Genomic DNA, 25,059 nt, shown 5'->3' on the forward strand with positions numbered 1-25,059 from the left:
AATGCGACGATCAGTGAAGATCGCCACCGCCGGGGTGGCCCTCTTCGGCCTCATCGCGCTCGCCGGGTGCACGACTGACCCGAGTGTGGCGCCGCCCACGACCGAGGAGTCCGAGGCGCCGGCCGAGACGAGCGAATGGTTCGACCAGGCGCTCTTCGACAAACAGGACGCAGAGCGTGGGGTGACCCCTCAGGGTCCCGCCGACGAGCCGTACCTGCAGCACATCAACGCCGAGATGGTCGACACCAGTGGCTTCGCCAGTGCCGGTGCCAAGAAGGCCTGCTTCGCGAACGCATCGATCTCGAACCCGTGGCGTCAGACGGGCTGGATCACGATGAACCAGCAGCTCAAGGTCCTGCAGGAGTCGGGCGCCATCAGCGAGATGGAGACCCGCGACGCGCAGGACTCCGATGACACGCAGATCGCCGACATCGACTACTTCATCGCCGAGGGCAATTGCGACGTGTTCCTCATCTCGCCGAACTCCACAGCGGCGATGACTCCCGCTGTCGAGCGTGCGTGTGCGACCGGCAAGCCTGTCGTCGTGTTCGACCGCGGTGTGAACACGGACTGTCAGGTCACGTTCATCCACCCGATCGGAGGCTTCGCATGGGGCATCGACACGGCGGAGTTCCTCATTGACAACCTCAAGGAAGGCGACAAGGTCGTGGCCCTGCGCATCCTTCCGGGTGTCGATGTCCTCGAGCACCGCTGGGCCGGCGCGAAGAAGCTGTTCGACGAGGCCGGCATCGAGGCCGTCGACTACTTCACGGGCGCTGACCCTGCTGAGATCAAGAGCATCATCAGCGATGAGCTCGCCAAGGGCGAGGTGAAGGGCATCTGGATGGATGCCGGTGACGGTGCTGTCGCGGCGATCGAGGCGTTCGAGGACGCAGGGGCCGACTACCCGGTCATGACCGGTGAAGACGAGATGAGCTTCCTGCGCAAGTGGAAGGACACCGGCCTCACGGGTCTGGCTCCTGTGTACTCCAACTTCCAGTGGCGCACGCCGCTGCTGGCCGCGCAGATGATCTTCGCGGGCCAGGAGGTTCCGAAGGAGTGGGTGCTCCCGCAGAAGCCGATCACCAAGGGTGAGCTCGACACGTACCTCGCGGCGAACGAGGGCATGCCCGACGGACACTACGCGAAGTTCGGCGGCGAGAACCTGCCGGGCTACCCGGAGGTCTGGCAGAAGCGCCAGATTCCGTAAATCGACACTCGCTCTCACCCTTCCGTCTCGCTCGCGCGGGATGGGAGGGTGAGAGCGTCACAATGCAAGGGGGCAGGATGCTGCGCACGATCGCCGTCAACACATGGGTGTGGACATCGCCGTTGACCGACGAGAACCTGCCGCCGATCGCGGAGAAGGCCGCCGCGCTGGGGTACTCCGCGCTCGAGCTGCCGTTGGAGAATGTCGGGGACTGGGATGCGGAGCGAACGCGTGCCGTCCTCGACGGCCTTGGCCTCGCCGCTGCCGTGGTGGGGGCGATGGGACCAGGGCGCTCCCTCCTCGCGCAGGCAGGCGATGTCGCGGCGACGCAGGACTACCTTCGCGCCTGCACGGATGCGGCTGTCACACTGGGTGCCACGGTGGTGGCCGGCCCGTTCTATGCGCCCACGGGTGTGACCTGGCGCATGGACGACGCCGCGCGTGCAGCGGCCGTGCACGAGCTGCAGGTCAATCTGAGTCCGGTCGCGGAGCACGCGGCCGCCGCCGGAGTGACACTCGCCGTCGAGCCGCTGAACCGCTATGAGACGAGCCTCATCAACACAGTGGATCAGGCGCTCGATGCGCTCGGACCGCTGCTCGGCCACGGTGTCGGCCTCGCGCTGGACACCTACCACCTCAACATCGAGGAGAAGCGCCCGGACGACGCGATTCGCAGAGCGGCCGCGGCGATCGCCCATGTGCAGGTGTGTGGCAGCGATCGCGGTGCCGTGGGCGACGATCACACGGACTGGCCGGCGATCCTCCGCGCGCTCGACGACGTCGGGTACGCGAGCATGCTGGGACTGGAGAGCTTCACCGGCGAGAACGCCACGATCGCGGTCGCAGCGTCCGTCTGGCGTCCGCTCGCACCCTCACAGGACGAACTCGCGGCACGCACGATCCGTGCGCTCCGCGCCTTCGGAACCGCTCGCTGAGCACGAAACCCAAGGGAGATCACCATGAGCACGCACCCCGTCACCCTGTTCACGGGCCAGTGGGCCGACCTGCCCCTCGAAGAGGTCGCGCGCCTGGCGGCGTCGTGGGGATACGACGGCCTGGAGGTCGCGGCATCCGGAGACCACCTCGACCTGCGCCGCGCAGACGAGGACGACGAGTACCTCGCCTCCCGCAAGGAGATCCTGGATCGTCACGGACTGAAGATCTTCGCGATCTCGAACCACCTCGCAGGGCAGGCGGTCTGCGATGCGCCGATCGACTTCCGTCATCAGGCGATCCTGCGCGACTACGTCTGGGGAGACGGAGACGCCGAGGGCGTGCGTCAGCGTGCCGCGGACGACATGATGCGCGCCGCGCGCGTGGCCCGGAAGCTCGACATCGATACGGTCGTGGGATTCACGGGGTCGTCTGTCTGGCCCTACGTCGCGATGTTCCCGCCCGTGCCGGCCGACGTCATCGAGGCGGGCTTCGATGACTTTGCCGCGCGGTGGAACCCGATCCTCGATGTCTTCGACGGGGAGGGCGTGCGCTTCGCGCATGAGGTGCACCCCGGCGAGATCGCCTACGACTACTGGACCAGCGTGCGCGCGCTCGAGGCGATCGACCACCGCAGGGCTTTCGGGTTCAACTGGGACCCCTCACACATGATGTGGCAGAACATCGACCCCGTCGGATTCATCTGGGATTTCAAGGACCGGATCTACCACGTCGACTGCAAGGACACCCGGATGCGCCCGCAGAACGGCCGCGCGGGAGTGCTGGGCTCGCATCTGCCCTGGGGCGATCCGCGCCGGGGTTGGGACTTCGTCTCGACAGGGCACGGTGACGTGCCCTGGGAGGATTCCTTCCGGGCGCTGGAGGCCATCGGCTACTCGGGTCCGATCTCCATCGAGTGGGAAGACGCCGGAATGGACCGCCTGCACGGCGCTGCCGAGGCGGTCGACTTCGTCCGCTCGCTCCTGTGGCCTCTGCCCACTGCCTCCTTCGACGCGGCGTTCAGTAACCAATAGGTGCCAGGCGGCTCAGACCTCCCGCAGCCTCACTAGACGCTCGTGTCCGGTCTCTTCGAGCTCGGCGATATCGTCGCGCGACTTCAGGAAATCGGAGAACGAGCGGTAGCCGAGTGCCTTCTCGCTGAATGACGGGTCCATGCGGCGAATCTGCGTCTTCACAGCGGAGCTGTGCAACCACTCGTCGGCATCGCTCTTGTCGTGACCGAGGCGCAGCGCGCGCTCGAGCGTCTTCGTCGCCTGCTCCTGATCCGTCAGCGCGGGCGCTTCCGACGCCGCAGCCTTCTCGGCCCTGGTCTTGGCACGCAACTGCGGCTTGGCCTTGGCTGCTTTCTCCGCCTTCGTGGGTTCGGGGGGCTCGACGCCCGGGAGTGAGTCGTAGGCTTCGAACTCGTCGCACGCGGCTGCCAGGGACTTCGCGGTGGAACCGGCCACCCCGACCCCGATGACGTAGCGGCCGAGGCGCTTGCAGCGCTGCGCGAGCGGCACGTAGTCGGAGTCGCCCGCGACGATCACGACATGCGTCAGATCGGGAAGGCGGAACATGTCCTCGACCGTGTCGACGGCGAGGCGGATGTCGGCGCCGTTCTTCGCGTATGCGGCGGCCGGGAACAGCTGCACCAGATCGACGGCACGGGCCACGAGCTGCGACCGGTAGACGGCGTTCACCGGTGATGACCAGTCGGCGTAGGCGCGGGTCAGCACGAGCGTGCCGAACGACGAGGCGTAGTCGATGATCGCGCCCACGTCGATCGTGGCGCGGGACACACGCTCGGCGACCTCCGCGTCGTTCGGGTCGTCGGCGATCCGCTGACGGTCCTTGCCGTAGGCGTTGCGCCCGTGCACACGGTCGTACCAGGAGATGACGATGTTGTCGAAGTCCAGGTACACCGCGACGCGAGCAGACTGCGAATCGTTCATACTGCTATTCCTTCGGATAGGAGACGCCGATTTGTGTGCGGATCTCGTCGAGGCATCCCATGATGGCGACGCTTTCGGCGATCGGCAAGCGGTCGCTGTCGAGGGTACCGTCTGCGACGAAGCGCTCGGCGGCCGCCGCCTGCATCTGCATGCCGCGGCCTGCTGTTCCGGCGTCGTATGTCTCGAGCACGGTGCCGTCGGTCGCGATGACGGTGAAGGAGGTCGGGGCGTACCAGACGCGATCGATCTCGATCCGCGCCTCGGCGCCGATGATCGTGGCGGTGTTGCGTCCCGCAGCGCGTGAAGAGGACAAGGTCGTGGAGACCGCGCCGCCCGCATGGGTCATGACGGTTGCGACCTCGGTGTCGGCGCCGGTTTCGCCGAGACGGCCCACCGCACGGATGGAGGTCGGCGCACCCAGGATGTCCCACACGAAGGAGACGGGGTAGATGCCGAGGTCGAGGAGTGCTCCGCCGCCCAGCTCGAGCGCATTGAGGCGATGCGACGGGTCGATGGGCAGGGACTGCGTGTGATCCGCGGTCACGGCGCGGATCTCGCCCAGGGTGCCTGCGGCGATGATCTCGTGCACGCGGGCGATGTGCGGCAGGTAGCGAGTCCACATCGCCTCCATCACGAGCAGCCCGCGTTCCCGCCCCAGCTCCTGGAGTTCCTTCGCCTCTGCCTGATTGAGCGTGAACGCCTTCTCGACCAGCACGTGCTTTCCGGAGGTGAGCGCGAGGCGTGCGCCGTCGACGTGCATCGGATGCGGCGTCGAGATGTAGATGATGTCGACATCGCTGTCGGCGACGAGATCCTCGTAGCTGCCGTGGGCGTGCGCCGGATCGATGCCGAATTGCGCAGCGAAAGCATCCGCAGACTCCTGCGTCCGGGAGCCGACCGCCACGAGGTCGTGGCCGGCGGTGCGCAGATCAGTGGCGAAGGCGGTGGCGATGCCACCGGTGGCGAGGATGCCCCAGCGAAGTCCAGTCATGACTCCAGCGTAGGGGTTGAGACAATGGTGCTCATGAGCTTCATGCCGTTGACGACGCCCCTCATCTCCGTCGACCACCTGCGCACCATGATCGACGCGAACGTTCCGCTGCGTCTGTTGGACGTGCGCTACCGCCTGGGGCACACGGACGGGCACGATCTCTACCGTGCCGGACACATTCCCGGGGCCGTCTACGTCGACCTCGACACCGAGCTCGCCGGACACGGTGAGCCGCAGGAGGGGCGACACCCGCTGCCGGCGCACGACGAGCTGCAGGCCGCAGCGCGCCGGTGGGGAATCTCCGCGGGCGACACGGTCATCGTCTACGACGATGCGCGGATGCTCCCCGCGAGCCGGGCCTGGTGGGCACTGCACCGGACCGGGGTCGATGTGCGCGTGCTCGATGGCGGTCTCGCCGCGTGGCGCGACGCTGGCGGTGAGATCGAGACCGGTGAGGCGCTGCCTGAACCGGGTGAGGTCACCCTGACCGAGCCCTCCGGTGACGATGTGATCGGCACTGACGAGGCCGCGCAGTGGCCGGGGCACGGGGTGCTCTTGGACGCGCGCGCGAGCGAGCGCTATCGCGGCGAGACCGAGCCGATTGACCCGATCGCCGGTCACATTCCCGGGGCTCGCAACCTGCCTATCGCGGACCTTCTGACATCAGACGGACACTTCCGCGATGCCGAAGAGATCACCGAGGCGTTCGAGGAGCGCGGTGTCGCTGAGCGCACGAGAGTGGCGGCCTACTGCGGTTCGGGCGTGACCGCCGCCCAGCTGGCGCTCGCCGGAGCGATCATCGGACGCGACGTGAGCGTGTACGTCGGCTCCTGGAGCGCATGGTCGAACACGCCGGATGCGAAGATCGCGACAGGTGAGGACTCTTAGAGGCTTTCGATGACCTCGCGCAGGACATCGGGGTCGTACCAGGCGATGTCGCCGCCGGCGAGGGCGTGATAGCGCTCGTGGCCCTTGCCGAGAACCACCACGGTGTCTTCGGGGCGGGCCATGCGCACAGCAGCGGCCATCGCCTCGCGGCGGTCTCCGATCTCGATGATCTCTGCCGCCGATGAGCGTGCGCCGTCGATGATCATGGCGCGGATCTCAGCCGGATCGTCGTCGTAGGGGTTGTCGTCCGTGACGACGAGTACATCGGCGAACATCGCGGCGAATCGCCCCATCATGCGTCGCTTGGACGTGTCGCGGTTGCCGTTCGCGCCCAGCACGGCGATGAGCCGTCCCTCGGGTGACGTGGTGCGGATCGCACGCAGCGCCGCGTTGATCGCCTCCGGCTTGTGCGCCGAGTCGACGATCGCCGTGAACGCCTGACCGAAGTCGAAACGCTGCAGGCGTCCCTCGACGCTCGGAAGCGCCGCGATGCCCTCGACAAGCGATTCGAGGGGCTGACCGATCTCGGCAAGGCCCGCGACCGCGGCGAGGATGTTGTTGACGTTGAAAGCGCCGGTGAGCTGCGTCGTGAAACGGACGCGCTCGCCACGCGGCGAGACGACGACGAAGGAGGAGCCGTCGGGGCGCAGCTTGATCTGCTCGGCGCGCCAGTCGGCGTCGTTTCCGGCAGTGGACACCGTGCGCACGGGCACTGTGGCCTGCTCGGCCATGACCCGACCCCAGTGCGAGTCGACGTCGACGATGCCGAGGCCGGAGCGCTCGGGCGTCAGCAGGATGGCCTTCGCGGCGAAGTAGTCGGCCTGCGTGGGGTGGTAGTCGCGGTGATCGTGGCCCAGGTTGAGGAAGAGCCCAACGTCGAAGGTGAAGCCCTCCACGCGTCCGAGCATGAGCGCGTGACTGGAGGCCTCGACGGCGACCGTGCCGAGGCCCTGCTCGCGCATGACGGCGAAGAGCGCCTGCAGTTCCGGGGCCTCAGGGGTCGTGAGCTTCGGGGGGAAGAAGTCGTCGCCGACGGTCGTGCCGATCGAGCCGATCGTGCCGGAGCGCTGCATGCCCATCGCGGCCGCGACGTAGAACGCTGTCGTCGTCTTGCCCTGCGTGCCGGTGATGCCGACCGTCTGGAGGGCGGAGGCGGGGTCACGGTACAGCTGTGCGGACGCGGGGCCGACTGCACGCCGCGGATCGCCGACTACGAGGGCGGGCACGTCTGCGGGGAGCAGGGCCGCACCCGCCGCATCCGTGAGCACGGCGCTCGCGCCGGCTTGGCGTGCCTTCTCTGCGAACCGTGCGCCGTGCGCGTTCTCTCCTTGCACGGCGACGAAGAGGTCACCGGGCCGCACATCGTCGGTCGCCATCGCGATACCGGTGAAAGCGGCTTCGGGGTGCGGGGGAGTCTGCGTCGGCCGCGCCTCTGCCGCCTCTGCGCGGAGGCGCTCAACGACGTCGCCGAGAGTTGATCGGAAGATCTCGGTCGGTCGGGCGTCGAGGCGCGGCGTGGGGTACTGCGAAGCGGAAGGCATAGCAGCCCAAGTCTACGTGGACTACCTCGCAGATCCGACGGGTACCGGCACCAGCGCGAGGGCGTTCTCGAAGTCGGCGATGATGTCGTCGACGTCTTCGATGCCGATCGAGATGCGGATCGTGGTCGCGGAGATCCCCGCGCCCGCACGCTGCTCGGCGTTGAGGTGGGAGTGCGTCATCGATGCCGGGTGCGCGACCATCGAGCGTGCGTCGCCGATGTTGGCGATGAGGCGCACGACGCGAAGCGCGTCGATCACGCGCTCGATCTGGTCCTGGTCGGCCTGCTCGTCGCCTGTGGAGACGAGGTCGATCGAGAACACCGATGGCACGCCCCGCGGCAGGTAGCGCTGCGCGAGCGGGTGCCAGCGGTTGTCGTCCAGGCCGGGGTGGTGCACCGCCGTGACCGCCGGATGCTGCTGCAGCCGCTGTGCGACTGCGAGCGCCGATGCGCTCTGGCGAGACACCCGCAGGTCGAGGGTCTCGATGCCCTGGAGGATCTGCCAGGCGTTGAACGGAGACAGGGAAGGGCCGAGATCGTGCACGTACTTCGACTTGACGAGAGCAGCGAAGGCGAAGCCCTGGCCGAACCGCTCCCACAGCACGAGCTCGCCGAAGCGCGCATAGGCGGCGGTGAACTGCGGCCAGCGCTCAGGGTTGCGGCCGAAGTCGAAGCTGCCCTGGTCAATAGCGACACCGCCCAGGGAAGTGCCATGCCCGCTGAGGAACTTCGTGGCCGAGTGCACGACGAAGTCGGCGCCGTGCTCGCCGGGGCGGATCAGGTACGGAGTGCCGACGGTGTTGTCGATCACGAGGGGGATGTCGGCCGCGTGCGCGATGTCGGCGACGGCGCGGATGTCGAGCACCTGAGCGATCGGGTTCGCGACCGACTCGGCGAAGAACGCGCGGGTGCGCGGGGTGATGGCCGTACGCCAGGCGTCGAGGTCGTCCTGGTCGACGAAGGTGACGTCGATGCCGAAGTCGACGAAGGTCTCCTGCAGCAGGTCGACGGAACCGCCGTACAGCTGCGTGGCTGCGACGATGTGCCCCTGCTGCCCGGCGAGTGCGAGCAGCGTGACGGCGACCGCGGCCTGACCGGAGGCGACAGCGACTGCTGAGACGCCACCCTCAAGGGCGGTGACGCGATCTTCCAGCACCTGCTGCGTGGGGCTGGCATTACGGCTGTACAGGTTGCCTGAGCGGCGCAGCGCGAACAGGTCTCGCGCCTCGCTGAGGGAGGAGAACTCGTAGGCGGCGGTCTGGTAGATCGGCGGCACGGCGCTGTTCTGCGGCAGCCCTGAGACGTAGCCGCCCTGCACCTGGCGGGTGGCGAAGTTCAGAGGCGAACAGTCAGAGGAGTCGTGCGCGGCGGTCATGCCTCCATCATCCGGCCAGCGGCGGATTGTCGGTCGGCATGTGTCGCTCTGTTGCGACGCGGGAATACGCGTCAGGGACGCAGAACGATCTTGCCCGGCGTGTTCGCTTCGACCAGGCGGTGCGCGTCGGCGGCATCCGCGAGCGGCAGCTCGGGGCCGAGTTCGACCGAGAACTTGCCGTCGGCGATCAGCGCGAGCGCACGTGGGAGAGCGTCAGCGCGCAGCTGCTCCTCTTCGTCTGTCAGAGGGTGCGGGCTGCCGCCGCTGAACGCGCGGATGCCGAAGTCGGCTGCATCAGGACCGCGCACGATCGTGGCGATGCGGTCGCGGTCGGCGACCAGCGCGAGCGAGGCGGCAATCGCCTCATCCGTACCCGCCGCGTCGACGGCGACCGTGAACGGAGCGGGCGCGGCGTCGCGCAGCCGCTGCTCGAGGCCATCGCCGTAGGTGACGGGGATCGCGCCAAGCGTGCGCAGGCGCTCGTGGCGCGCGAGGCTCGCCGTTGCGACGACGGTCACGCCCTCTGCCACGGCGAACTGGATGAGAGCCTGTCCGACGGCGCCGGAGCCCGCGTGCACGAGGAGCACATCATCGGGCTGCACGTTCAGCGAGCGCAGCACCTGGTAGGCGGTACCGGCGGGGATGCCGAGCGAAGCGCCCAGCGCGTCGCTCACGCCGGCGGGCAGCAGCGCCACATCGCGAACGCCGACCGCGAGTGCGCTCGCGTAGCTGCCGAAGGCGTCGCGCACGGCGACCCGGTCGCCGACGGCGAAGCCGGTCACCCCCTCGCCGAGCGCGGTGATGACGCCCGCGGCGTCGAGCCCGAGGCGGTGCGGCTCATCGCTGGGCGGGAGCGGCCGCACGCCGCTGCGCACCTTCACGTCGCGCGGGTTGACCCCCACGGCGGTCAACTGCACGACGACCTCGCCGGGACCTGCGGTGGGATCGGGGATCTCGACCAGACGCAGAACCTCCGGCGGACCGACATGCGTGAAGACGATTGCGTGAGCCATGCCTCCAGGCTAGCTGCGCGCGAGCGACCAGGGGTCAGCGGCCGGCCAGCACCTTCTGGATGCGCTGCGGCGACACCGGCTGTGCGGTGCCGAGACGCTGGGCGAACAGGCTCACCCGGTATTCCTCCAAGAGCCAGCGCACCTCGACCAGCGCGGGTGGAGCATCTTGAGGGAGCGGAATCGTTCCGCCGGCGTCGGCGAACACCTGCGCCATGCGCTCGAACTCGCTCATGCGACTGCGGTCCTTGCCGGGGGCATCGGCGACGCCCTTGAGTCGCTCCTTCATGCCCTCCAGGTAGCGGGGCAGATGGGCGAGTCGTGTGACCCCCGTCGCGGACACGAAGCCGGGATGAATGAGCCCTGCGAGCTGTGTGCGGATGTCATTCAGGGGGCCGAGGAGCGACAGCGAGTTCTGCGACTTGATGCCGCGCTCGACGTCGCGCACGGTCGTGAGCACGCGCGCCACAAGGGAGACGGTCGCGAAGAGCTGATCCACGAGGCCCGCCGAGACGACATCGCGGACGCGCGCGAACTCGGCCTCCGTGCGGATGACGCCGCCCGGCACCTCGCTCTCGACGATTCCGCGGATGACAGCGGCACGGCAGTCCTCGATCAGCGCTGCCGCGGAGGGGTAGGGAGAGGCGGCGAGGGCGAGCTTCTCCGCAGAGGTCAAGTGTCCCTGGATGTAAGTGGCAGGCGAGGGGATCGCGAGCAGCAGCAGGCGCAGCACGCCGTCGCGGGTGGCTGCCGCGGCCGCATCCGCCGTGGCCTCGACCCGCACGGCGACCGTCTTGCCCTGATCTACCACGGCGGGGTAGCCGCGCACGACGCCGCCGGCGACCTTCGTATCGAGGACTTCGGGGAGATCGCCGAAGGTCCAGCTCGTCAGGCCGTCCTGTTCGATCGGGCCGCGCGCAGATGCGGCGGCGACGCGTTCTGCGGGTGCGGGTCCTCGTCCTGGCTTCTCTGGACGGGCGATCGAGCGCGCCACCGAGGCGCGGGAGCGGTCGGAGAGTTCCTGCTGAAGGGCTGCGAGATCGCGATGGGAGCCTACGATACGGCCGCGCTCATCGACCGCGCGGAAGTTCATCTGCAGGTGGCCGGGGACGCGCTCCCCGTCGAAGTCGGAGGCGGTGACCTTCTGATTCGCGAGCGGCTGGATGAGGCGGGCCAGGGCGTCGCGCAGCGAGCGCTCGGGGATGCCGCCATGCGACTCCGGGCCGCTGCCGGTGAGTTCCGCGCCGAACTTGTCCGCCCAGTCTGCGGCGGGAACGACGTGCCGGCGGATGGCCTTGGGCAGGGCGCGCAGAAGCCCCGTGATGAGTTCCGCGCGGAGACCGGGCACCTGCCAGTCGAATCCGGTGTCCTGGATCTGCTGCAGCAGGGGGAGGGGGATCACGACGCTCACGCCGTCGTCGGGCGCCCCCGGTTCGAATCGGTATGCGAGGCCGAGCACCTGGTCGCCCTGCGTCCAGCGCGTCGGGAAGTCGTTCTGGTCGGCGCGACCGTCGCGATCGATCAGGTCGTCTTCGCGCATGACGAGGAGCTTGGGCGTGCGCTCCAGAGACTCACGCCACCACTTCTCAAAAGAGCGCACGTCGAACACTTCGGACGGCACGCGCTCATCGTAGAAGCGGAACACGGCCTCATCGCCCGCGAGGATGTCGCGGCGGCGCTCCCGCTCTTCGAGCTTCTCCAGGCGACGGCGCAGTTCGGTGTTGCTGCGCCAGAACGCCGAGACGCGCTTGTCGATGCGGCTCGGATCCCATTCGCCTTCGACGAGAGCATGACGCAGGAACATCTCGCGGGAGGCCGCCCGGTCGATCCGGGCGAACTGCACGCGACGACGCGGGATGATCTCCAGCCCGAAGAGCGTCACCTTCTCGTAGGCGACGGCAGCGCCGGCATCCTTCGACCAGTGCGGCTCAGAGATCTGACGCTTGGCGAGATCGCCCGCGAGCGGCTCTGCCCAGGCCGGATCGATCTGGGCGACCGTGCGCGCGAAGGTGCGGGACGTCTCGACGATCTCCGCGGCGATCACCGTACGCGGGGCCTTCTTGCGCAGGGCGGACCCGGGGAAGATCGAGAAGCGGATGCCCCGCGCGCCGCGGTACTCGGCGGCGCGACGCTGCGCGTTCGTGACCTTCGCGCCCGTCTTGGTCTCGCGCTCGTCGAGGATGCCGATCTGCGAGAGGAGACCTGCGAGCAGAGCGCGGTGAATCGCGTCGGGATCGGGCTCACCGGCGGCATCCGGAGCCTGCAGCTTGGCGCCCGACAGCAGCGAGCGCAGCTGGCGGTGCACATCGAACCACTCGCGCACACGCACGTAGTTGAGGTACTCGGCGCGGCAGAGCCGGCGGAAGGCGCTCGATCCGAGCTCGCGCTGCTTCTCGCGCAGGTAGTTCCACAGGGCGAGCAGCGAAAGAAAGTCGCTCGTCGGGTCGGCGAAGCGCGCGTGCTGCCGGTCGGCGTCCTCGCGACGCTCTTCGGGGCGCTCGCGCACATCCTGAATCGTGAGGCCGGCGACGATCGCGAGCACATCGCGCGTCACGACCGTGCCGCCGGGTGTCGAAGGACGACCCGCTTCGATGAGCATGCGGGCGAAGCGCGGGTCGATCGGCATACGGGCGATATCGCGGCCGATGCGCGTGAGTCGGGTGCCGTCGACGGCGCCGATCTCGGTCAGCAGGTCGAACGCCGCCTTCACGCCGCGGGAATCCGGCGGGGTGAGGAACGGGAAAGCGGCGAGGTCGCCGAAGCCGAGCGACAGCATCTGCAGCGTCACGGATGCCAAGGAGGTGCGCAGGATCTCCGGCTCGGTGAACTCCGGACGCTTCTCGAAGTCCTCCTCGCTGTAGAGGCGGATCGCGATGCCGGGGCTCGTGCGGCCCGCACGCCCGGAGCGCTGGTTCGCCGAGGCCTGCGAGATGGCCTCGATCGGCAGACGCTGCACCTTCGAGCGCGTGCTGTAGCGCGAGATGCGGGCGGTTCCGGTGTCGATGACGTAGCGGATGCCCGGCACGGTGAGGCTCGTCTCGGCGACGTTGGTCGCGAGGATCACGCGACGGCGGATGCCGGCGACGCGACTGGTCTCGAAGACGCGATGCTGCTCGGCGGATGACAGTCGGCCGTAGAGCGGGAGCACCTCGGTGGGGGAGGTGTCCCTCGCGTAGGCGCCGCGAATCGCGTCGGCGGCGTCCTTGATCTCGGCCTCGCCGGGGAAGAACACCAGCACATCGCCGCGTTCATCTCGATCGAGTTCGCGCAGCGCCGCGACGACGGCCGACACTTCGTCGGCGGGGTCAGCGGCGGCATCCTCGTCGTCCTCATCGACCAGCGGGCGGTAGCGGATCTCGACGGGGTAGGTGCGGCCGGAGACCTCGATGATGGGCGCCGGGGTGTCGTTCGCCGGCGCGAAGTGCTTTGCGAAGCTCTCCGGGTCGATCGTCGCCGAGGTGATGATGATCTTGAGATCCGGGCGTTCCGGGAGGATGCGGGCCAGATATCCGAGCAGGAAGTCCACGTTGAGTGAGCGCTCGTGGGCCTCGTCGATGATGATCGTGTCGTAGCGGCGCAGCAGACGATCGCGGTGGATCTCGTTGAGAAGGATGCCGTCGGTCATCAACGCGATCGCCGTGGCATCCGACACCTGATCGGTGAAGCGCACCTTGTAGCCGACGAGCCCTCCGAGCTCGACGCCCAGCTCTTCCGCGACGCGCTCGGCGATCGTGCGCGCGGCGAGTCGGCGTGGCTGCGTGTGTGCGATCTTCTCGCGACCGAGTTCGAGGCAGATCTTCGGCAGCTGCGTGGTCTTGCCCGACCCCGTGGCGCCCGCGACGATCACGACCTGGTGATCGCGGATGGCGTCGGCGATCTCCTCCCGCGCCGCGCTGACGGGCAGCTCGGGCGGATACGTGATCACAGGGAGGGCGGAAGACATAGCCCTCCATCGTATGACGCCCGGGCGCGGCGGGCATACCGATCGTAGGATCGGCCTGTGACGACCCTCAGCCCCGCGCCCAGCCCGGCATCCCTTACTCTCTGGCAGCGCCCGGCACACTGGTGGCGCACATTCGGACGCCCCCCGCGGCTCATGGGACTGGATGTCGCGCGTGGCCTCGCGATCCTCGGGATGGTGGGCGCTCACATCGGTGGCGTCGGCGACCTGGTGATCTTCGATGTGAGCACCTGGGCGGGCATCGTGCACGGGCGCCCCTCGATCCTCTTCGCCGTGCTGGCGGGCGTGTCCATCGCGCTCATGACCGGTCGCACGCAGCCTCCGTCCGTCGACGCGCTGCCGCGCATTCGCCTGCAGCTCGTCGGTCGCGGCGCGGTCGTCTTTCTGATCGGGCTGTTCCTGGAGCTTCTGCACTCGCCGGTCGCGGTCATCCTCACTCTCTACGGTCTGCTCTACGTCGTGGCGATCCCGTTTCTGCGGTGGCGCATCCGCAGTCTGCTTCTCCTGGCGGGCGCGCTCGCGCTCTTCGGACCCGCCCTGCTGGCCGGTCTGCAGGCGCTCATGCTGGTGCCGACGGGGCCCGGGCTCGGTCTCACCCTCTACGGGATGTACCCGCTCACCGTCTGGGCGACGCTGATGTTCGCAGGGCTCGCCCTGGGGCGGATGCCGCTGGGACGAGCGCGCGTCCAGGTCGGATGCCTGGTCTCAGGTGCACTGCTCGCGATTGTCGGGGGCCTGCTCGGCGCGTGGGGCCACGGGTCGGCATCGCAGTTCGGTTGGGTGAGCGAGCCCTCTGGCATCACGACGACCTGGGAGGACTACGGCGAACGCCTGTCATCGCTGGATCCGTGGGGGATGGTGGTCGCCGCGATCACGGCGGATGCTCCGCATTCGGCGGGTACCGCAGAGATCATCGGCTCCGGGGGATTCGCGATTCTCGTCATCGGGGTCTGCCTTCTGATCAGCGGACCGCTGCGGTGGACCCTGCTCCCGCTCGCCGCGCTCGGGTCTATGCCGCTGACGGCCTACACCGCGCACGTCATCGCGATCGTGGTGGTCGGCAGCCCCGGCGGGTTCCCCGTCGATCCGGCGTTCTGGGGAGCGACGACGGTGGCTCTGCTGATCGGGGCGACGGCATGGTCGATGTTCGTCGGGCGAGGTCCTCTCGAACGTCTTACCGGGGCGGCAGCGCGAGCCATGGCGGGACGAAGTCATTGACAGTGCAAAGTACTTTGCGCTACAAAGTGGATATGAACCTGCATCAGAACCAGCAAGAGGCGGACGACTCGGCGCGTGACCTGGCGCAGATGCTCGACCTCGCCGAAGCTCAGCAGCGCGTCGTCGCCGGTCGGATGGGCGCCTTCGTGCCCGTCATCCTGCTCTCGTGGGGCGTCGCGTGGCTGGCGGGGTTTCTCGTGCTCTGGTCGATCGACCGCCCGGTCGGCTTCTCTCTGCCGATTGCCATCGCGGCTCCTCTTGTGATCGGGCTGTTCCTGGCGGCGGGCGCGGTCTCGACCGTGCTCGGCATGCGGATGGGGCGCGGAGTTCGCGCTGGTCGGACCTCGACGTTCACCGGGATCGTCTACGGCCAGGCGTGGTGGGTGGGCAGCATCGCGATCTGGCTGCTCGGCACGGCGCTGGTCCAGAACGGGATGGATGCGGCGCTGCTGAGCATCTACTTCCCCTCGGCGTACGTGTTCTTCGTGGGGGTCATGTACGGCATGGGTGGGATCATCTGGAAGTCGTCGGCGATGGTGATCCTCGGCGGCTGGTCGGTCGTGGTCAGCGCAGTGGCTCCCTTCTTCGGCGCCCCGACGAACCACCTGGTCTTCGCGATCGCCGGAGGTGGCGGGTTCCTCGTGGCGAGTCTGGTGAGCTTCCTCTGGCTCCGTGGCGCACTGGCGCGGACGGGCCATGCGCGCTGATGACCGAGCTCGATCCCGTCATCCACGCCGCGGCTCGGCTCCGCATCACGGCCGCGCTGGCGACGCTTCCCGCGGATGACAGCGTGACGTTCCCTCGCCTGCAAGAGTTGCTCGACATGACGGCAGGCAACCTGTCGACGCATCTGCGGAAGCTCGAGGATGCGTCGTACGTGCGTGTGGAGAAGTCGCACCGGGGGCTGAAACCGGTGACCTATGTGGCGCTCACCCCGCGAGGGCGAGGTGCTTTCGATGACTACACCGCAACGCTGCGCAAGCTCATAGGCTGATGTCATGACGATTCCTACGGTTGAACTCAATGACGGTCACCTCATCCCTCAGCTGGGCTACGGAGTCTTCAAGGTTCCGGCCGCAGACGCCGAACGTGCTGTGAGCGACGCGCTGGAGGTGGGTTACCGTCACATCGACACGGCGGCGATCTACGGCAACGAAGAGGGTGTGGGCGCAGCCATCGCGAAGAGCGGCATCGCGCGCGATGAGCTGTTCATCACGACGAAGCTGTGGAACGACCGTCACGACGGCGACGACCCGCATGCGGCGATCGCAGAGAGTCTTGAGAAGCTGGGACTCGAGCAGGTCGACCTCTACCTCGTGCACTGGCCGACGCCCGCCAACGACAACTACCTCAACGCCTGGCGGAAGCTCATCGAAATCCGTGACGCAGGCCAGGCTCGCAGCATCGGCGTCTCGAACTTCCTCGTGCCGCACCTGGAGCGCATCATCACCGAGACGGGCGTGACCCCGGCCGTCAACCAGATCGAGCTGCACCCGGCATACGCCCAGCACGAGACGGTCGAGTACGCGACGTCGCGGGGCATCCGCATCGAGTCGTGGGGTCCGCTCGGGCAAGGCAAATACGACCTGTTCTCGGTCCCTGCTGTCGCCGATGCCGCCGAGGCCACGGGCAAGACGGCCGCACAGGTCGTCCTGCGCTGGCACCTGCAGAAGGGCTTCATCGTCTTCCCGAAGTCTGTGCGCATCGAGCGTCTGCGCGAGAACCTCGACGTCTTCGACTTCGCTCTCAGCGACGCGCAGATGGCGGCGATCGATGAGATCGACCCGGGTGACGGCTCGGGTCGTGTCGGCACGCACCCGAACGATCTGAACTAGTGCGAGAGAGGTAGGGGCATGACGAACCGGCTCGCTGACACGCTCAGCCCCTACCTGCGCGCGCACGCCGACAACCCCGTCGACTGGTACCCGTGGGGTGAGGAGGCGTTCGCCGAAGCGCAGCGCCGCGACGTGCCGCTGCTCATCTCGATCGGCTACTCGACGTGCCACTGGTGTCATGTGATGGCGCGCGAGTCGTTCGCGGACCCCGTGACGGCGGCGGCCATCAACGCGGGCTTCGTCGCGGTGAAGGTCGATCGCGAGGAGCATCCTGATGTCGACAGTGCCTTCATGGCCGCCGCATCCGCTTTCACACAGAACCTCGGCTGGCCGCTGACGGTCTTCGCGACACCCGCAGGACGTGCGTTCTATGCGGGCACCTACTGGCCGCCGGTCGCGCGGGCGCCGCTTCCCGCGTTCAGCGACGTGCTCGCGGCGGTGCGTGAGGCGTGGACGGTACGACGAGAGGCGGCGGAGGAGTCCGCGGACGCCGTCGCTGACGTGCTGCGTTCGGCCGCTGCATCCGCCCCCAGCGACCTGCCGACTCCGGCGCAGCTCGCCGATGCCGCACGAGCCATCGCGGCCCGTGAGGACCCGCAGTTCGGCGGTTTCGGCGGCGCGCCGAAGTTCCCCGTCGCGACGACCCTGCGCTTTCTGCAGGCGCCGTTGATCCGACGGGAGGCTCCGGATGCTGCGGCGAGTGCCGCACGTGCGCTCGCCGCGATGGCCTCGTCCGAGCTGCGCGATGAGATCGACGGCGGCTTCTTCCGGTACGCGACGCAGCGCGATTGGAGCGTTCCGCACTACGAGCGGATGCTGATCGACAACGCGCAGCTGCTCGATGTGGCCCGTGACGAGGGTGATGCGCCCACCGCGCGCGGTATCGCCTCGTTCCTGCTCGCCGTGCTGCCGCGCGCAGAAGGAGGCTTCGGCGCCGCACAGGATTCGGAGTCGTGGATCGACGGAGAGCGCAGCGAAGGTGGCTACTACGCCCGCGGAGCCGCAGCCCGGGCGCTGCTCGAGGCGCCCGCGGTCGACGGCAAGGTCATCACCGGCTGGAACGGCTTGGCGATCGCCGCACTCGCGCGCGCGGGTGGTGCGTTCGGGGAGCTCGCCTGGATCACTGCGGCGGTCGCCGCCGCGCAGGCCGTGTTGCGCGACAACACCGTGGACGGAGCGCTCGTGCGAGCCTCCCTCGACGGCCATGCTGCCGACGCCCCTGCCACGCCCGCCGATCACGGTCAGTTCGCTGAAGCGCTCTTCGAACTGGCCGTCGCCACCGGAGATGCACAGTGGGCGGTGACGGCGCGCACGCTCTTGGATGAGGCGCTCGCGCTCGCTGCTGTCGGCGCCGAGGAGATGTCGCTCGTCGTCGACCCGGTGCTGAACGCACAGGGGATCGTCGCCTCGCCCGACGTCAGCGACGGCGACCTGCCCTCAGGGGTGTCCTCGCTCGCCTCTGCGGCGCTGGCAGCTTGGCGGTTGGGGGCGGGGGAGCGCTACCGCGATGCATCCGCCCACCTCGTGCGCCAGCACGCGGATGCCGCGCAGAAGCAGCCTTTCGCGCATGGCGCACTTCTGCGCATCGCGGCGGCGCTCGTCGATCCGCCGCGGCAGATCGTGGTGGTGACGGACCACCCGAATGCGCCACTCGCCCAGGCCGCCCGCGACGCCGATGCTGACGTCGTGGCGATCGTCTCGCCTGCGCAGGCGCGTGCCTTCGCGGATGCCGGATTCGAGCTCTTCGACGACAAGGACGCTCGCGCGGGCCTCGCGTATGACTGCCGCGCGTTCGTCTGCCGGCTGCCCGTCGGCGACCCCGGGCAGCTGCACCCTTCGCGGGAGGGAAGCATCACATGAGTGAGGTGCCGACGACCACGACAACGGCGCCGGGGTTGCACGCAGGACTCACACGTCGACAGATCTCGATGATGGGTCTCGGCGGAGCGATCGGTGCCGGGCTCTTCGTCGGATCAGGGCAGGCGATCGGCATCGCCGGCCCCGCGGTGCTCGTGTCGTACCTGGTAGCGGGCGGAATCGTCGTGCTCGTCATGGCGATGCTCGCCGAGATGGTGGCGGCGAACCCCAGCTCGGGCGCCTTCAGCTCGTACGCGCAGAAAGCGATGGGACGCAGTGCCGGCAGCGCGGTCGGCTGGCTCTACTGGCTGCAGCTCATCGTGGTGATCGCCGCCGAGGCGACCGGGGCCGCGCTCATCACTGAGGAATGGGTGCCGATCGTGCCCGCATGGGTATGGGTGCTGATCTTCATCACGGTCTTCACAGCGGTCAACCTCTTCGGCGTGCGCAATTACGGCCGCTTCGAGTTCTGGTTCGCGGCGATCAAGGTCGCCGCGATCATCGCGTTCCTCGTGATCGGGGTGTGCGCCATTCTCGGGCTGTTCCCCGGCGTGCCCGCCACGGGCATCAGCAACCTCTTCGACAACGGCGGCTTCGCGCCGAACGGCATCGACGGCATTGCCGCAGCCCTCCTGATCGTCGCCTTCGCGTTCGGCGGCACCGAGGTCGTCGCGATCGCGGCCGCGGAATCCGACGACCCCGCCCGCAACATCCGTCGCATCGTGCGCGAAGTGCTCGTGCGCATCATGATCTTCTACGTCGGTTCGATCTTCGTGATCGTGGCTGTACTGCCATGGAACGATGAAGACGTGCAGGAGGGGCCGTTCTCGGCCGTGCTCGCGACGCTCGGCCTGCCGGGAGTAGACCTGGTCATGTCGCTCATCGTGATCGTCGCACTGCTCTCGGCCATGAACGCCAACATCTACGGGGCCTCGCGCATGGCCTTCTCGCTCGGTGAGCGTCGGCTCGCACCGCAGGTCATCACCCGCACGAGCGTCAGAGGTGTGCCCTTCGTCGCGGTGCTCTCCTCGGTGTCGTTCGGTTTCGTCGCGGTCGCACTCAACTGGGCCTTCCCCGACCTCGTGATGCCCATCCTGCTGAACATCGTCGGGTCGACCGTGCTTGTCATCTGGGCGGCGACGGCGATCTCGCAGCTGATCCTGCGCCGGAGGGCCGACCGCGCCGGCACGCCGATGCCGATGCGCATGTGGGGCTTCCCCTGGCTGTCGTGGCTGTGCCTCGTGCTCCTTGCGGGGATGTTTGCTCTCTCGTTCACGAACGCCGTCGCGGGCACGCAACTGCTGCTCACTCTCGGCCTCACCGCCGCGCTGCTGCTGATTGCGCGGCTCACGCGGGGTGCGGCGCGCTGAGCGTCAGCGTCCGCGTGAGGAGCCGCCGTTGCGCGGATGCTGCGCGGCCGTGCGTTCGTTGCCGCGACGGTAGTTTCCCGTGAGCCTCGCCATGAGAAGTTGCGCATCCTCCGTCTCGACGCGGATGAGGAAATCCGCAGCCCGGGTTCCGCGCAGTGTCGCCGCGGGACGCCCGTGATGCAGGAGGACGACGTCCTCGCCGCGCGTCTCGTAGGTGAAACCAGCGGGCCCGCCCATCACACCCACCCCGGCAGCCAGTTGTGAATGAGCCAGAAGTCGTAGGGAACGGTCATGCCGACCCACGACGGGTAGAAGAACACGGACACCGCGAGGATGACGCCGACGACGACCGCGACGACGCGCTGCCCGGATTGTCTGCGCGAGAGCGGAGCATCCGCGCGCCCTGCGATCTCGCGCAGTGCCAGCACGAGCGCCAGCACCAGGAACGGGACCATGGCCACCGTGTAGAACTGGAACACCGTGCGATTCGGGATGAGCAGCCACGGAATCCACGTCGCTGCGAGTCCGACCAGGGGGATCGCGTACGTCCACGGCATCGGGCGCCGCTCGATGAGGCCGAGGGCGAACCGGTACAGCAGCCAGACCGCCGCGGCGACACCCAGGTACCACAGCACCGGGTTCGGCACGGTCGAGATCACGGCGATGCAGTGGTCAGAACCGAAGCAGGTCTCGTCGCCGCCGACCCAGACGGCCGTGGGCCGCAGCAGGAGCGGCCATTCCCATGCCGCGCTCGCGTAGGGGTGGCCGCTGGAGAGGCCGGAGTGGAAGCCGAGGATCGACTCGTGGTACTTCCACAGCGCCACCAGGGGATTGTCGGAGGCGGCGCGGTCGTAGCCGCCGGCTGTGACGAACCATCCGGTCCATGAAGCGAGATAGGTGAGGAGCGCAGCGGGCACCAGCAGCAGGAACGAGACAGGACCCTGTCGGAAGGCGGCATCCGTCGGCCACAGCAGCACCCCGGCGCGGCGGCGTGCGAGTGCATCGGTCACGACCAGGTACAGCCCGAGCGCCGCGAGCGCATAGAGTCCTGACCATTTCACTGCCGCGGCTGCGCCGAGTGCGATGCCGGCCGCCACGACCCACGGTCTGCGCCACAGCACGCGCCCCCACATCGGGAGCGGGCCGTCGTCGGTCACGCCGTGCGTCGCAGGGTTCTCCAGCAGCGGCATCGTGCGCCGGCGGTCGAGGAGGATGAACCAGAACCCGAGCAGGATGAAGAAGGTGAGTGTCGCGTCGAGCAGCGCGATGCGGCTCATGACGATGCTGAGTCCGTCGACGGCGAGGAAGATTGCGGCCAGGGCCGCGAGCGTCGTCGAGCGCGTGAGGGTGCGCGTCACGAGGTACAGCAGGAGCACCGTCGCTGTGCCGACGAGCGCGGTCGTGAGGCGCCATCCGACGCTCGATCCGGGGCCCAGCAGCCCCATGCCGAGGGCGATGATCCACTTGCCGAGCGGCGGGTGCACGACGAAGCTGCCGGTGGCTGTCAGCGCGCTCGTGTCGCCGTCGGCGAACATCTCGTTCGCGCCGGAGCCCCAGGTTCCCTCGTAGCCGAGCGTCCACAGCGACCACGCGTCTTTGACGTAGTAGGTCTCGTCGAAGGCGAGTGTGCCCGGGTGCCCCAGATTCGTCAGGCGCAGGACGCCCGCGAACACCGTCAGCAGCAGCGGAATCAGCCAGGAGGCTGCACGCGAGCGGCGGATGCTGTCGCGCAGTCGCTCCGCAGCGGTCGAACGCTGCTCGACAGGCGGTAACAGGGGCGCGGTCACCGCACCAGCCTATGCTGGGCGGGTGATCATCCTCGCGGCGACCCCGATCGGAAACCTTGGCGATGCGTCGAAGCGCCTCATCGAGGTGCTGGAGAACGCCGAGGTGATCGCGGCCGAGGACACCCGCACGACCCAGCGCCTGCTGCAGGCGCTGCACATCGAGAACCGTCCGCGTCTGATCGCGCTGCATGACCACAACGAGAAGCAGAAGGCCGCAGAGCTCGCCGCCCTCGCGCTCGACAGCGACCTTGTGGTGCTGAGCGACGCGGGAATGCCGACTGTGAGCGACCCTGGGTATGGGCTCGTCGCGGAGGCTGTCGCGCAGGGTGTGACGGTGACCGCGATCCCCGGCCCGAGCGCCGTTCTGACGGCCCTCGCGATCTCGGGCCTGCCCACAGACCGCTTCTCCTTCGAAGGCTTCCTTCCTCGTAAACCGGGCGAGCGGCGTTCGACGTTGCGAGCACTCGCGTCCGAGCAGCGCACGATGGTGTTCTTCGAATCCCCCTCGCGTCTCGTCAGCACCCTGGCCGACATGGGCGCTGCCTTCGGCGAAGATCGCCGCATCGCCGTATGCCGCGAACTGACCAAGTTCTACGAAGAGGTACGTCGCGGCACCTCCGCGGAGCTCGTCGCCTGGGCTGAGGGCGGCGTCAAGGGCGAGATCGTCGTCGTCGTCGAGGGGGCGACCGCACGCGATGTCTCCGCGGAGGACGCGCTCAGCCAGGTGCAGGCGCTCGTCGCGGACGGCATGCGGTTGAAGGAGGCAGCCGCAGAGGTGGCTGCACAGACCGGGCACTCCTCGCGTGAGCTGTACCAGGCGGCGCTCGCGGCGCGATGAGTCTCGACGCGAACGAGCGCACCGTCGAGAGCGCCTACGAGGCGCGGGCTGCCGAGTACGTCGATGTCCTGGGCGACATCTCGCAGATGGCCGACGCAGACCGTGCGCTGATCGCCGACTGGCGGGCGATGACGACGGGGCCGCTGGTGGATGCCGGCTGCGGCCCCGGACACTGGACGCAGTACCTCCGGGAGATGACGCCCGCCGGAACGGACCCGAGCGTGCTCGGCGTCGATCTCTCGGCGCAGTTCATCGCACACGCCAGGAGTCGCTATCCGGATCCGACGTTCTGGCAGGGAACGATCGCACGGCTGCCCTGCGAAGACGGCGCGCTCGGTGGCATTCTTGCCTGGTACTCCCTGATTCATGTACCGCCTGTGGAGGTGCCGCAGATCCTGCGCGAGTTCGCTAGGGTCATCCGCCCGGGTGGGAGCGCCCTCCTGGGATTCTTCGACGGCCCCTCCCGCGAGCGGTTCGCGCACGCGGTCGCTCCGGCATACTTCTGGGCTCCCGGCGACCTCGCCGGAGTGCTGAGCGACGCAGGATTCGCCTGCGACCCGCCGCTGCGCCGCGCCCGCGAAGACGGAGAGGCCAGCGCGCGTCCGCACGCCTCGTTGGTCGCACGACGCGGATGATTCTGCTGGGGACATCCGCTCCGCGTCACTCGGCAGCCCGCGTCACCGCTTCAGCCTAGAATCGAAGCCATGCCCGCAGGCGAATCTTTCTACATCACCACTCCGATCTACTACCCGTCGGATGTGCCGCACATCGGCCACGGCTACACGACCGTGGCCGTCGACACCCTTGCCCGCTGGCACCGCCAGGCGGGTGACCCGACGTGGATGCTCACGGGCACCGACGAGCACGGTCAGAAGATGCTCCGCGCGGCCGCGGCGAACAACGTCACGCCGCAGGAATGGGTCGACAAGCTCGTCACCGAGGCGTGGTTCCCGCTGCTGAAGACGCTCGACGTCGCGAACGACGACTTCATCCGCACGACGCAGGAGCGTCACGAAGAGCGTGTGAAGAAGTTCGTGCAGGCGATCTACGACCGCGGCTACATCTACGCCGGCGAGTACGAGGCGCTCTACTGCGTGGGCTGTGAGGAGTTCAAGCCCGACAGCGAGATCGTCGACGGCACCGGTCCCTTCGAGGGGCTGAAGGTCTGCGCGATCCACTCGAAGCCGCTGGAGCTGCTGCAGGAGAAGAACTACTTCTTCAAGCTCAGCGAGTTCCAGGACCGTCTGCTCGAGCTCTACCGTGATGAGCCGGATTTCGTGCGCCCTGAGTCGGCGCGCAACGAGGTCATCTCGTTCGTCAAGCAGGGACTGAAAGACCTCTCGATCTCGCGCTCGGCCTTCGACTGGGGCATCGAGGTTCCCTGGGACGACGCGCACGTCATCTATGTGTGGGTCGACGCTCTGCTGAACTACGCGACGGCGGTCGGCTACGGCGACGACACCGACGAGTTCGACAGCCGCTGGCCCGCGTACCACGTGGTCGGTAAAGACATCCTGCGCTTCCACGCCGTCATCTGGCCGGCGATGCTCATGGCTGCGGGCGTCGACGTGCCCAAGGGCGTCTTCGCGCACGGCTGGCTGCTCGTCGGTGGCGAGAAGATGTCGAAGTCGAAGCTCACCGGCATCGCGCCGACCGAGATCACGGATGTCTTCGGCTCGGATGCGTACCGCTACTACTTCCTGTCGGCAATCGCCTTCGGTCAGGACGGCTCGTTCTCCTGGGAAGACCTCGCGGCCCGCTACCAGGCAGAGCTCGCGAACGGCTTCGGTAACCTCGCCTCGCGCACCGTCGCGATGATCGAGCGCTACTTCGACGGCGTGGTGCCCACGGCATCCGAGTACACGGAGCAGGACCTCGAGATCCAGCGCATCGTCGCGAAGGCGGCATCGCAGGCGGATGCTGCCATGGAGCGCTTCCGCATCGACGAGGCCATCGAGTCGATCTGGACGATCGTCGATGCGCTCAACGGCTACATCACCGAGAACGAGCCGTGGGCTCTTGCGAAGGATGAGTCGCAGCGCGACCGTCTCTCGACAGTGCTGTACACCTGTGCTGACGGCCTGCGCGCGCTCACGGTGCTGCTGTCGCCGGTGATGCCGCAGTCGACGGCCACGCTCTGGGCTGCTCTTGGTGCGGCGGACTCGCTGGGTGCGCTGGACGCGCAGCCACTGCGTGAGGCCGGTGCCTGGGGCGTTCTTCCCGCGGGGGCGAAGGTCAGCACGCTGGCACCGCTGTTCCCGCGCGTGGAGACCTCGGCCTGATCCGAGCGG

The 25,059-nt window shown here is 68.3% G+C and carries 21 protein-coding genes; 13 read left to right on the top strand and 8 right to left on the bottom strand.

From position 1 onward, the window contains the following. Window position 1: 1 nt before the first annotated feature. The 3 genes from AC1REM_RS08580 (at window position 2) to AC1REM_RS08590 (ending at window position 3,177) form a co-directional block, all read left to right on the top strand. On the top strand, window positions 2-1,210 hold the full coding sequence (locus tag AC1REM_RS08580) for a substrate-binding domain-containing protein (protein ID WP_492514241.1): 1,209 nt from the start codon (window positions 2-4) through the stop codon (window positions 1,208-1,210). Between the two features lie 77 nt (window positions 1,211-1,287). Continuing rightward, entirely contained in the window at window positions 1,288-2,145 is an 858-nt protein-coding gene (locus AC1REM_RS08585; RefSeq protein ID WP_492514242.1) for a sugar phosphate isomerase/epimerase family protein, read from the top strand. A 24-nt stretch (window positions 2,146-2,169) separates the two neighbouring features. Next, window positions 2,170-3,177 carry a sugar phosphate isomerase/epimerase family protein gene (locus AC1REM_RS08590; RefSeq protein WP_492514243.1) on the top strand — a complete coding sequence of 336 codons (1,008 nt, stop codon included), beginning with the start codon at window positions 2,170-2,172 and terminating at the stop codon, window positions 3,175-3,177. A 12-nt stretch (window positions 3,178-3,189) separates the two neighbouring features. Here the strand turns inward: AC1REM_RS08590 and AC1REM_RS08595 are convergent, their stop codons facing one another. Together AC1REM_RS08595 and AC1REM_RS08600 are read right to left on the bottom strand one after the other, a co-directional pair. Then, window positions 3,190-4,098 (bottom strand): NYN domain-containing protein, encoded by a 909-nt coding sequence (locus AC1REM_RS08595; protein WP_492514244.1) that lies wholly within the window; start codon window positions 4,096-4,098, stop codon window positions 3,190-3,192. 4 nt (window positions 4,099-4,102) lie between these two features. Beyond that, the gene (locus AC1REM_RS08600; RefSeq protein WP_492514245.1) at window positions 4,103-5,089 is read right to left on the bottom strand and encodes a Gfo/Idh/MocA family protein; all 987 of its coding nucleotides are present in this window, start codon (window positions 5,087-5,089) and stop codon (window positions 4,103-4,105) included. 33 nt (window positions 5,090-5,122) lie between these two features. Here AC1REM_RS08600 and AC1REM_RS08605 point away from each other — a divergent pair, with 33 nt between their 5' ends. Next, window positions 5,123-5,977 (top strand): sulfurtransferase, encoded by an 855-nt coding sequence (locus AC1REM_RS08605; RefSeq protein ID WP_492514246.1) that lies wholly within the window; start codon window positions 5,123-5,125, stop codon window positions 5,975-5,977. On the opposite strand, the gene AC1REM_RS08610 is transcribed toward AC1REM_RS08605, so the two are convergent. The 4 genes from AC1REM_RS08610 to hrpA form a co-directional block, all read right to left on the bottom strand. Further along, on the bottom strand, window positions 5,974-7,518 hold the full coding sequence (locus tag AC1REM_RS08610) for a UDP-N-acetylmuramoyl-L-alanyl-D-glutamate--2,6-diaminopimelate ligase (RefSeq protein ID WP_492514247.1): 1,545 nt from the start codon (window positions 7,516-7,518) through the stop codon (window positions 5,974-5,976). The two genes, AC1REM_RS08605 and AC1REM_RS08610, sit on opposite strands and share 4 nt — an antisense overlap. A 21-nt stretch (window positions 7,519-7,539) precedes the next feature. Next, entirely contained in the window at window positions 7,540-8,892 is a 1,353-nt protein-coding gene (locus AC1REM_RS08615) for an O-acetylhomoserine aminocarboxypropyltransferase/cysteine synthase family protein (RefSeq protein ID WP_492514248.1), read from the bottom strand. Between the two features lie 71 nt (window positions 8,893-8,963). After that, entirely contained in the window at window positions 8,964-9,905 is a 942-nt protein-coding gene (locus AC1REM_RS08620; RefSeq protein WP_492514249.1) for a quinone oxidoreductase family protein, read from the bottom strand. A gap of 34 nt (window positions 9,906-9,939) precedes the next feature. Further along, window positions 9,940-13,845 carry an ATP-dependent RNA helicase HrpA gene (gene hrpA / locus AC1REM_RS08625; RefSeq protein WP_492514250.1) on the bottom strand — a complete coding sequence of 1,302 codons (3,906 nt, stop codon included), beginning with the start codon at window positions 13,843-13,845 and terminating at the stop codon, window positions 9,940-9,942. Between the two features lie 57 nt (window positions 13,846-13,902). Between hrpA and AC1REM_RS08630 the strand changes: the two genes are divergently transcribed. From AC1REM_RS08630 to AC1REM_RS08655, 6 genes are read left to right on the top strand one after another with little or no spacing between them, the layout of a single operon-like run. Beyond that, window positions 13,903-15,081 (top strand): heparan-alpha-glucosaminide N-acetyltransferase domain-containing protein, encoded by a 1,179-nt coding sequence (locus AC1REM_RS08630; protein ID WP_492514251.1) that lies wholly within the window; start codon window positions 13,903-13,905, stop codon window positions 15,079-15,081. A gap of 32 nt (window positions 15,082-15,113) precedes the next feature. After that, window positions 15,114-15,788, top strand: a complete 675-nt coding sequence (locus AC1REM_RS08635; protein WP_492514252.1) for a hypothetical protein — start codon at window positions 15,114-15,116, stop codon at window positions 15,786-15,788. After that, the gene (locus AC1REM_RS08640) at window positions 15,788-16,075 is read left to right on the top strand and encodes a transcriptional regulator (RefSeq protein WP_492514253.1); all 288 of its coding nucleotides are present in this window, start codon (window positions 15,788-15,790) and stop codon (window positions 16,073-16,075) included. Before AC1REM_RS08635 ends, AC1REM_RS08640 begins: the two co-directional genes overlap by 1 nt. A 4-nt stretch (window positions 16,076-16,079) precedes the next feature. After that, window positions 16,080-16,916: an aldo/keto reductase gene (locus AC1REM_RS08645; RefSeq protein ID WP_492514254.1), complete on the top strand. Its 837-nt coding sequence runs from the start codon at window positions 16,080-16,082 to the stop codon at window positions 16,914-16,916. An 18-nt stretch (window positions 16,917-16,934) separates the two neighbouring features. Then, the gene (locus AC1REM_RS08650; RefSeq protein ID WP_492514255.1) at window positions 16,935-18,776 is read left to right on the top strand and encodes a thioredoxin domain-containing protein; all 1,842 of its coding nucleotides are present in this window, start codon (window positions 16,935-16,937) and stop codon (window positions 18,774-18,776) included. Continuing rightward, window positions 18,773-20,143, top strand: a complete 1,371-nt coding sequence (locus tag AC1REM_RS08655; RefSeq protein WP_492514256.1) for an amino acid permease — start codon at window positions 18,773-18,775, stop codon at window positions 20,141-20,143. The genes AC1REM_RS08650 and AC1REM_RS08655 overlap by 4 nt, the downstream gene beginning before the upstream one ends. Window positions 20,144-20,146: 3 nt before the next feature. On the opposite strand, the gene AC1REM_RS08660 is transcribed toward AC1REM_RS08655, so the two are convergent. Beyond that, a complete protein-coding gene (locus AC1REM_RS08660; RefSeq protein WP_492514257.1) occupies window positions 20,147-20,380 on the bottom strand; it encodes a hypothetical protein in 234 nt (77 codons plus the stop codon). Continuing rightward, window positions 20,380-21,930, bottom strand: a complete 1,551-nt coding sequence (locus AC1REM_RS08665) for a dolichyl-phosphate-mannose--protein mannosyltransferase (protein WP_492514258.1) — start codon at window positions 21,928-21,930, stop codon at window positions 20,380-20,382. The genes AC1REM_RS08660 and AC1REM_RS08665 overlap by 1 nt, the downstream gene beginning before the upstream one ends. A 22-nt stretch (window positions 21,931-21,952) precedes the next feature. Between AC1REM_RS08665 and rsmI the strand changes: the two genes are divergently transcribed. The 3 genes from rsmI to metG all read left to right on the top strand — a co-directional run bounded on the left by rsmI (window position 21,953) and on the right by metG (window position 25,050). Next, a complete protein-coding gene (rsmI, locus tag AC1REM_RS08670; RefSeq protein WP_492514259.1) occupies window positions 21,953-22,768 on the top strand; it encodes a 16S rRNA (cytidine(1402)-2'-O)-methyltransferase in 816 nt (271 codons plus the stop codon). After that, entirely contained in the window at window positions 22,765-23,403 is a 639-nt protein-coding gene (locus AC1REM_RS08675; RefSeq protein ID WP_492514260.1) for a class I SAM-dependent methyltransferase, read from the top strand. Before rsmI ends, AC1REM_RS08675 begins: the two co-directional genes overlap by 4 nt. A 69-nt stretch (window positions 23,404-23,472) precedes the next feature. Continuing rightward, window positions 23,473-25,050, top strand: a complete 1,578-nt coding sequence (gene metG / locus AC1REM_RS08680) for a methionine--tRNA ligase (protein ID WP_492514261.1) — start codon at window positions 23,473-23,475, stop codon at window positions 25,048-25,050. Window positions 25,051-25,059 lie beyond the last annotated feature (9 nt).

This window comes from Microbacterium sp. GW823-FHT02G05, assembly GCF_058797175.1.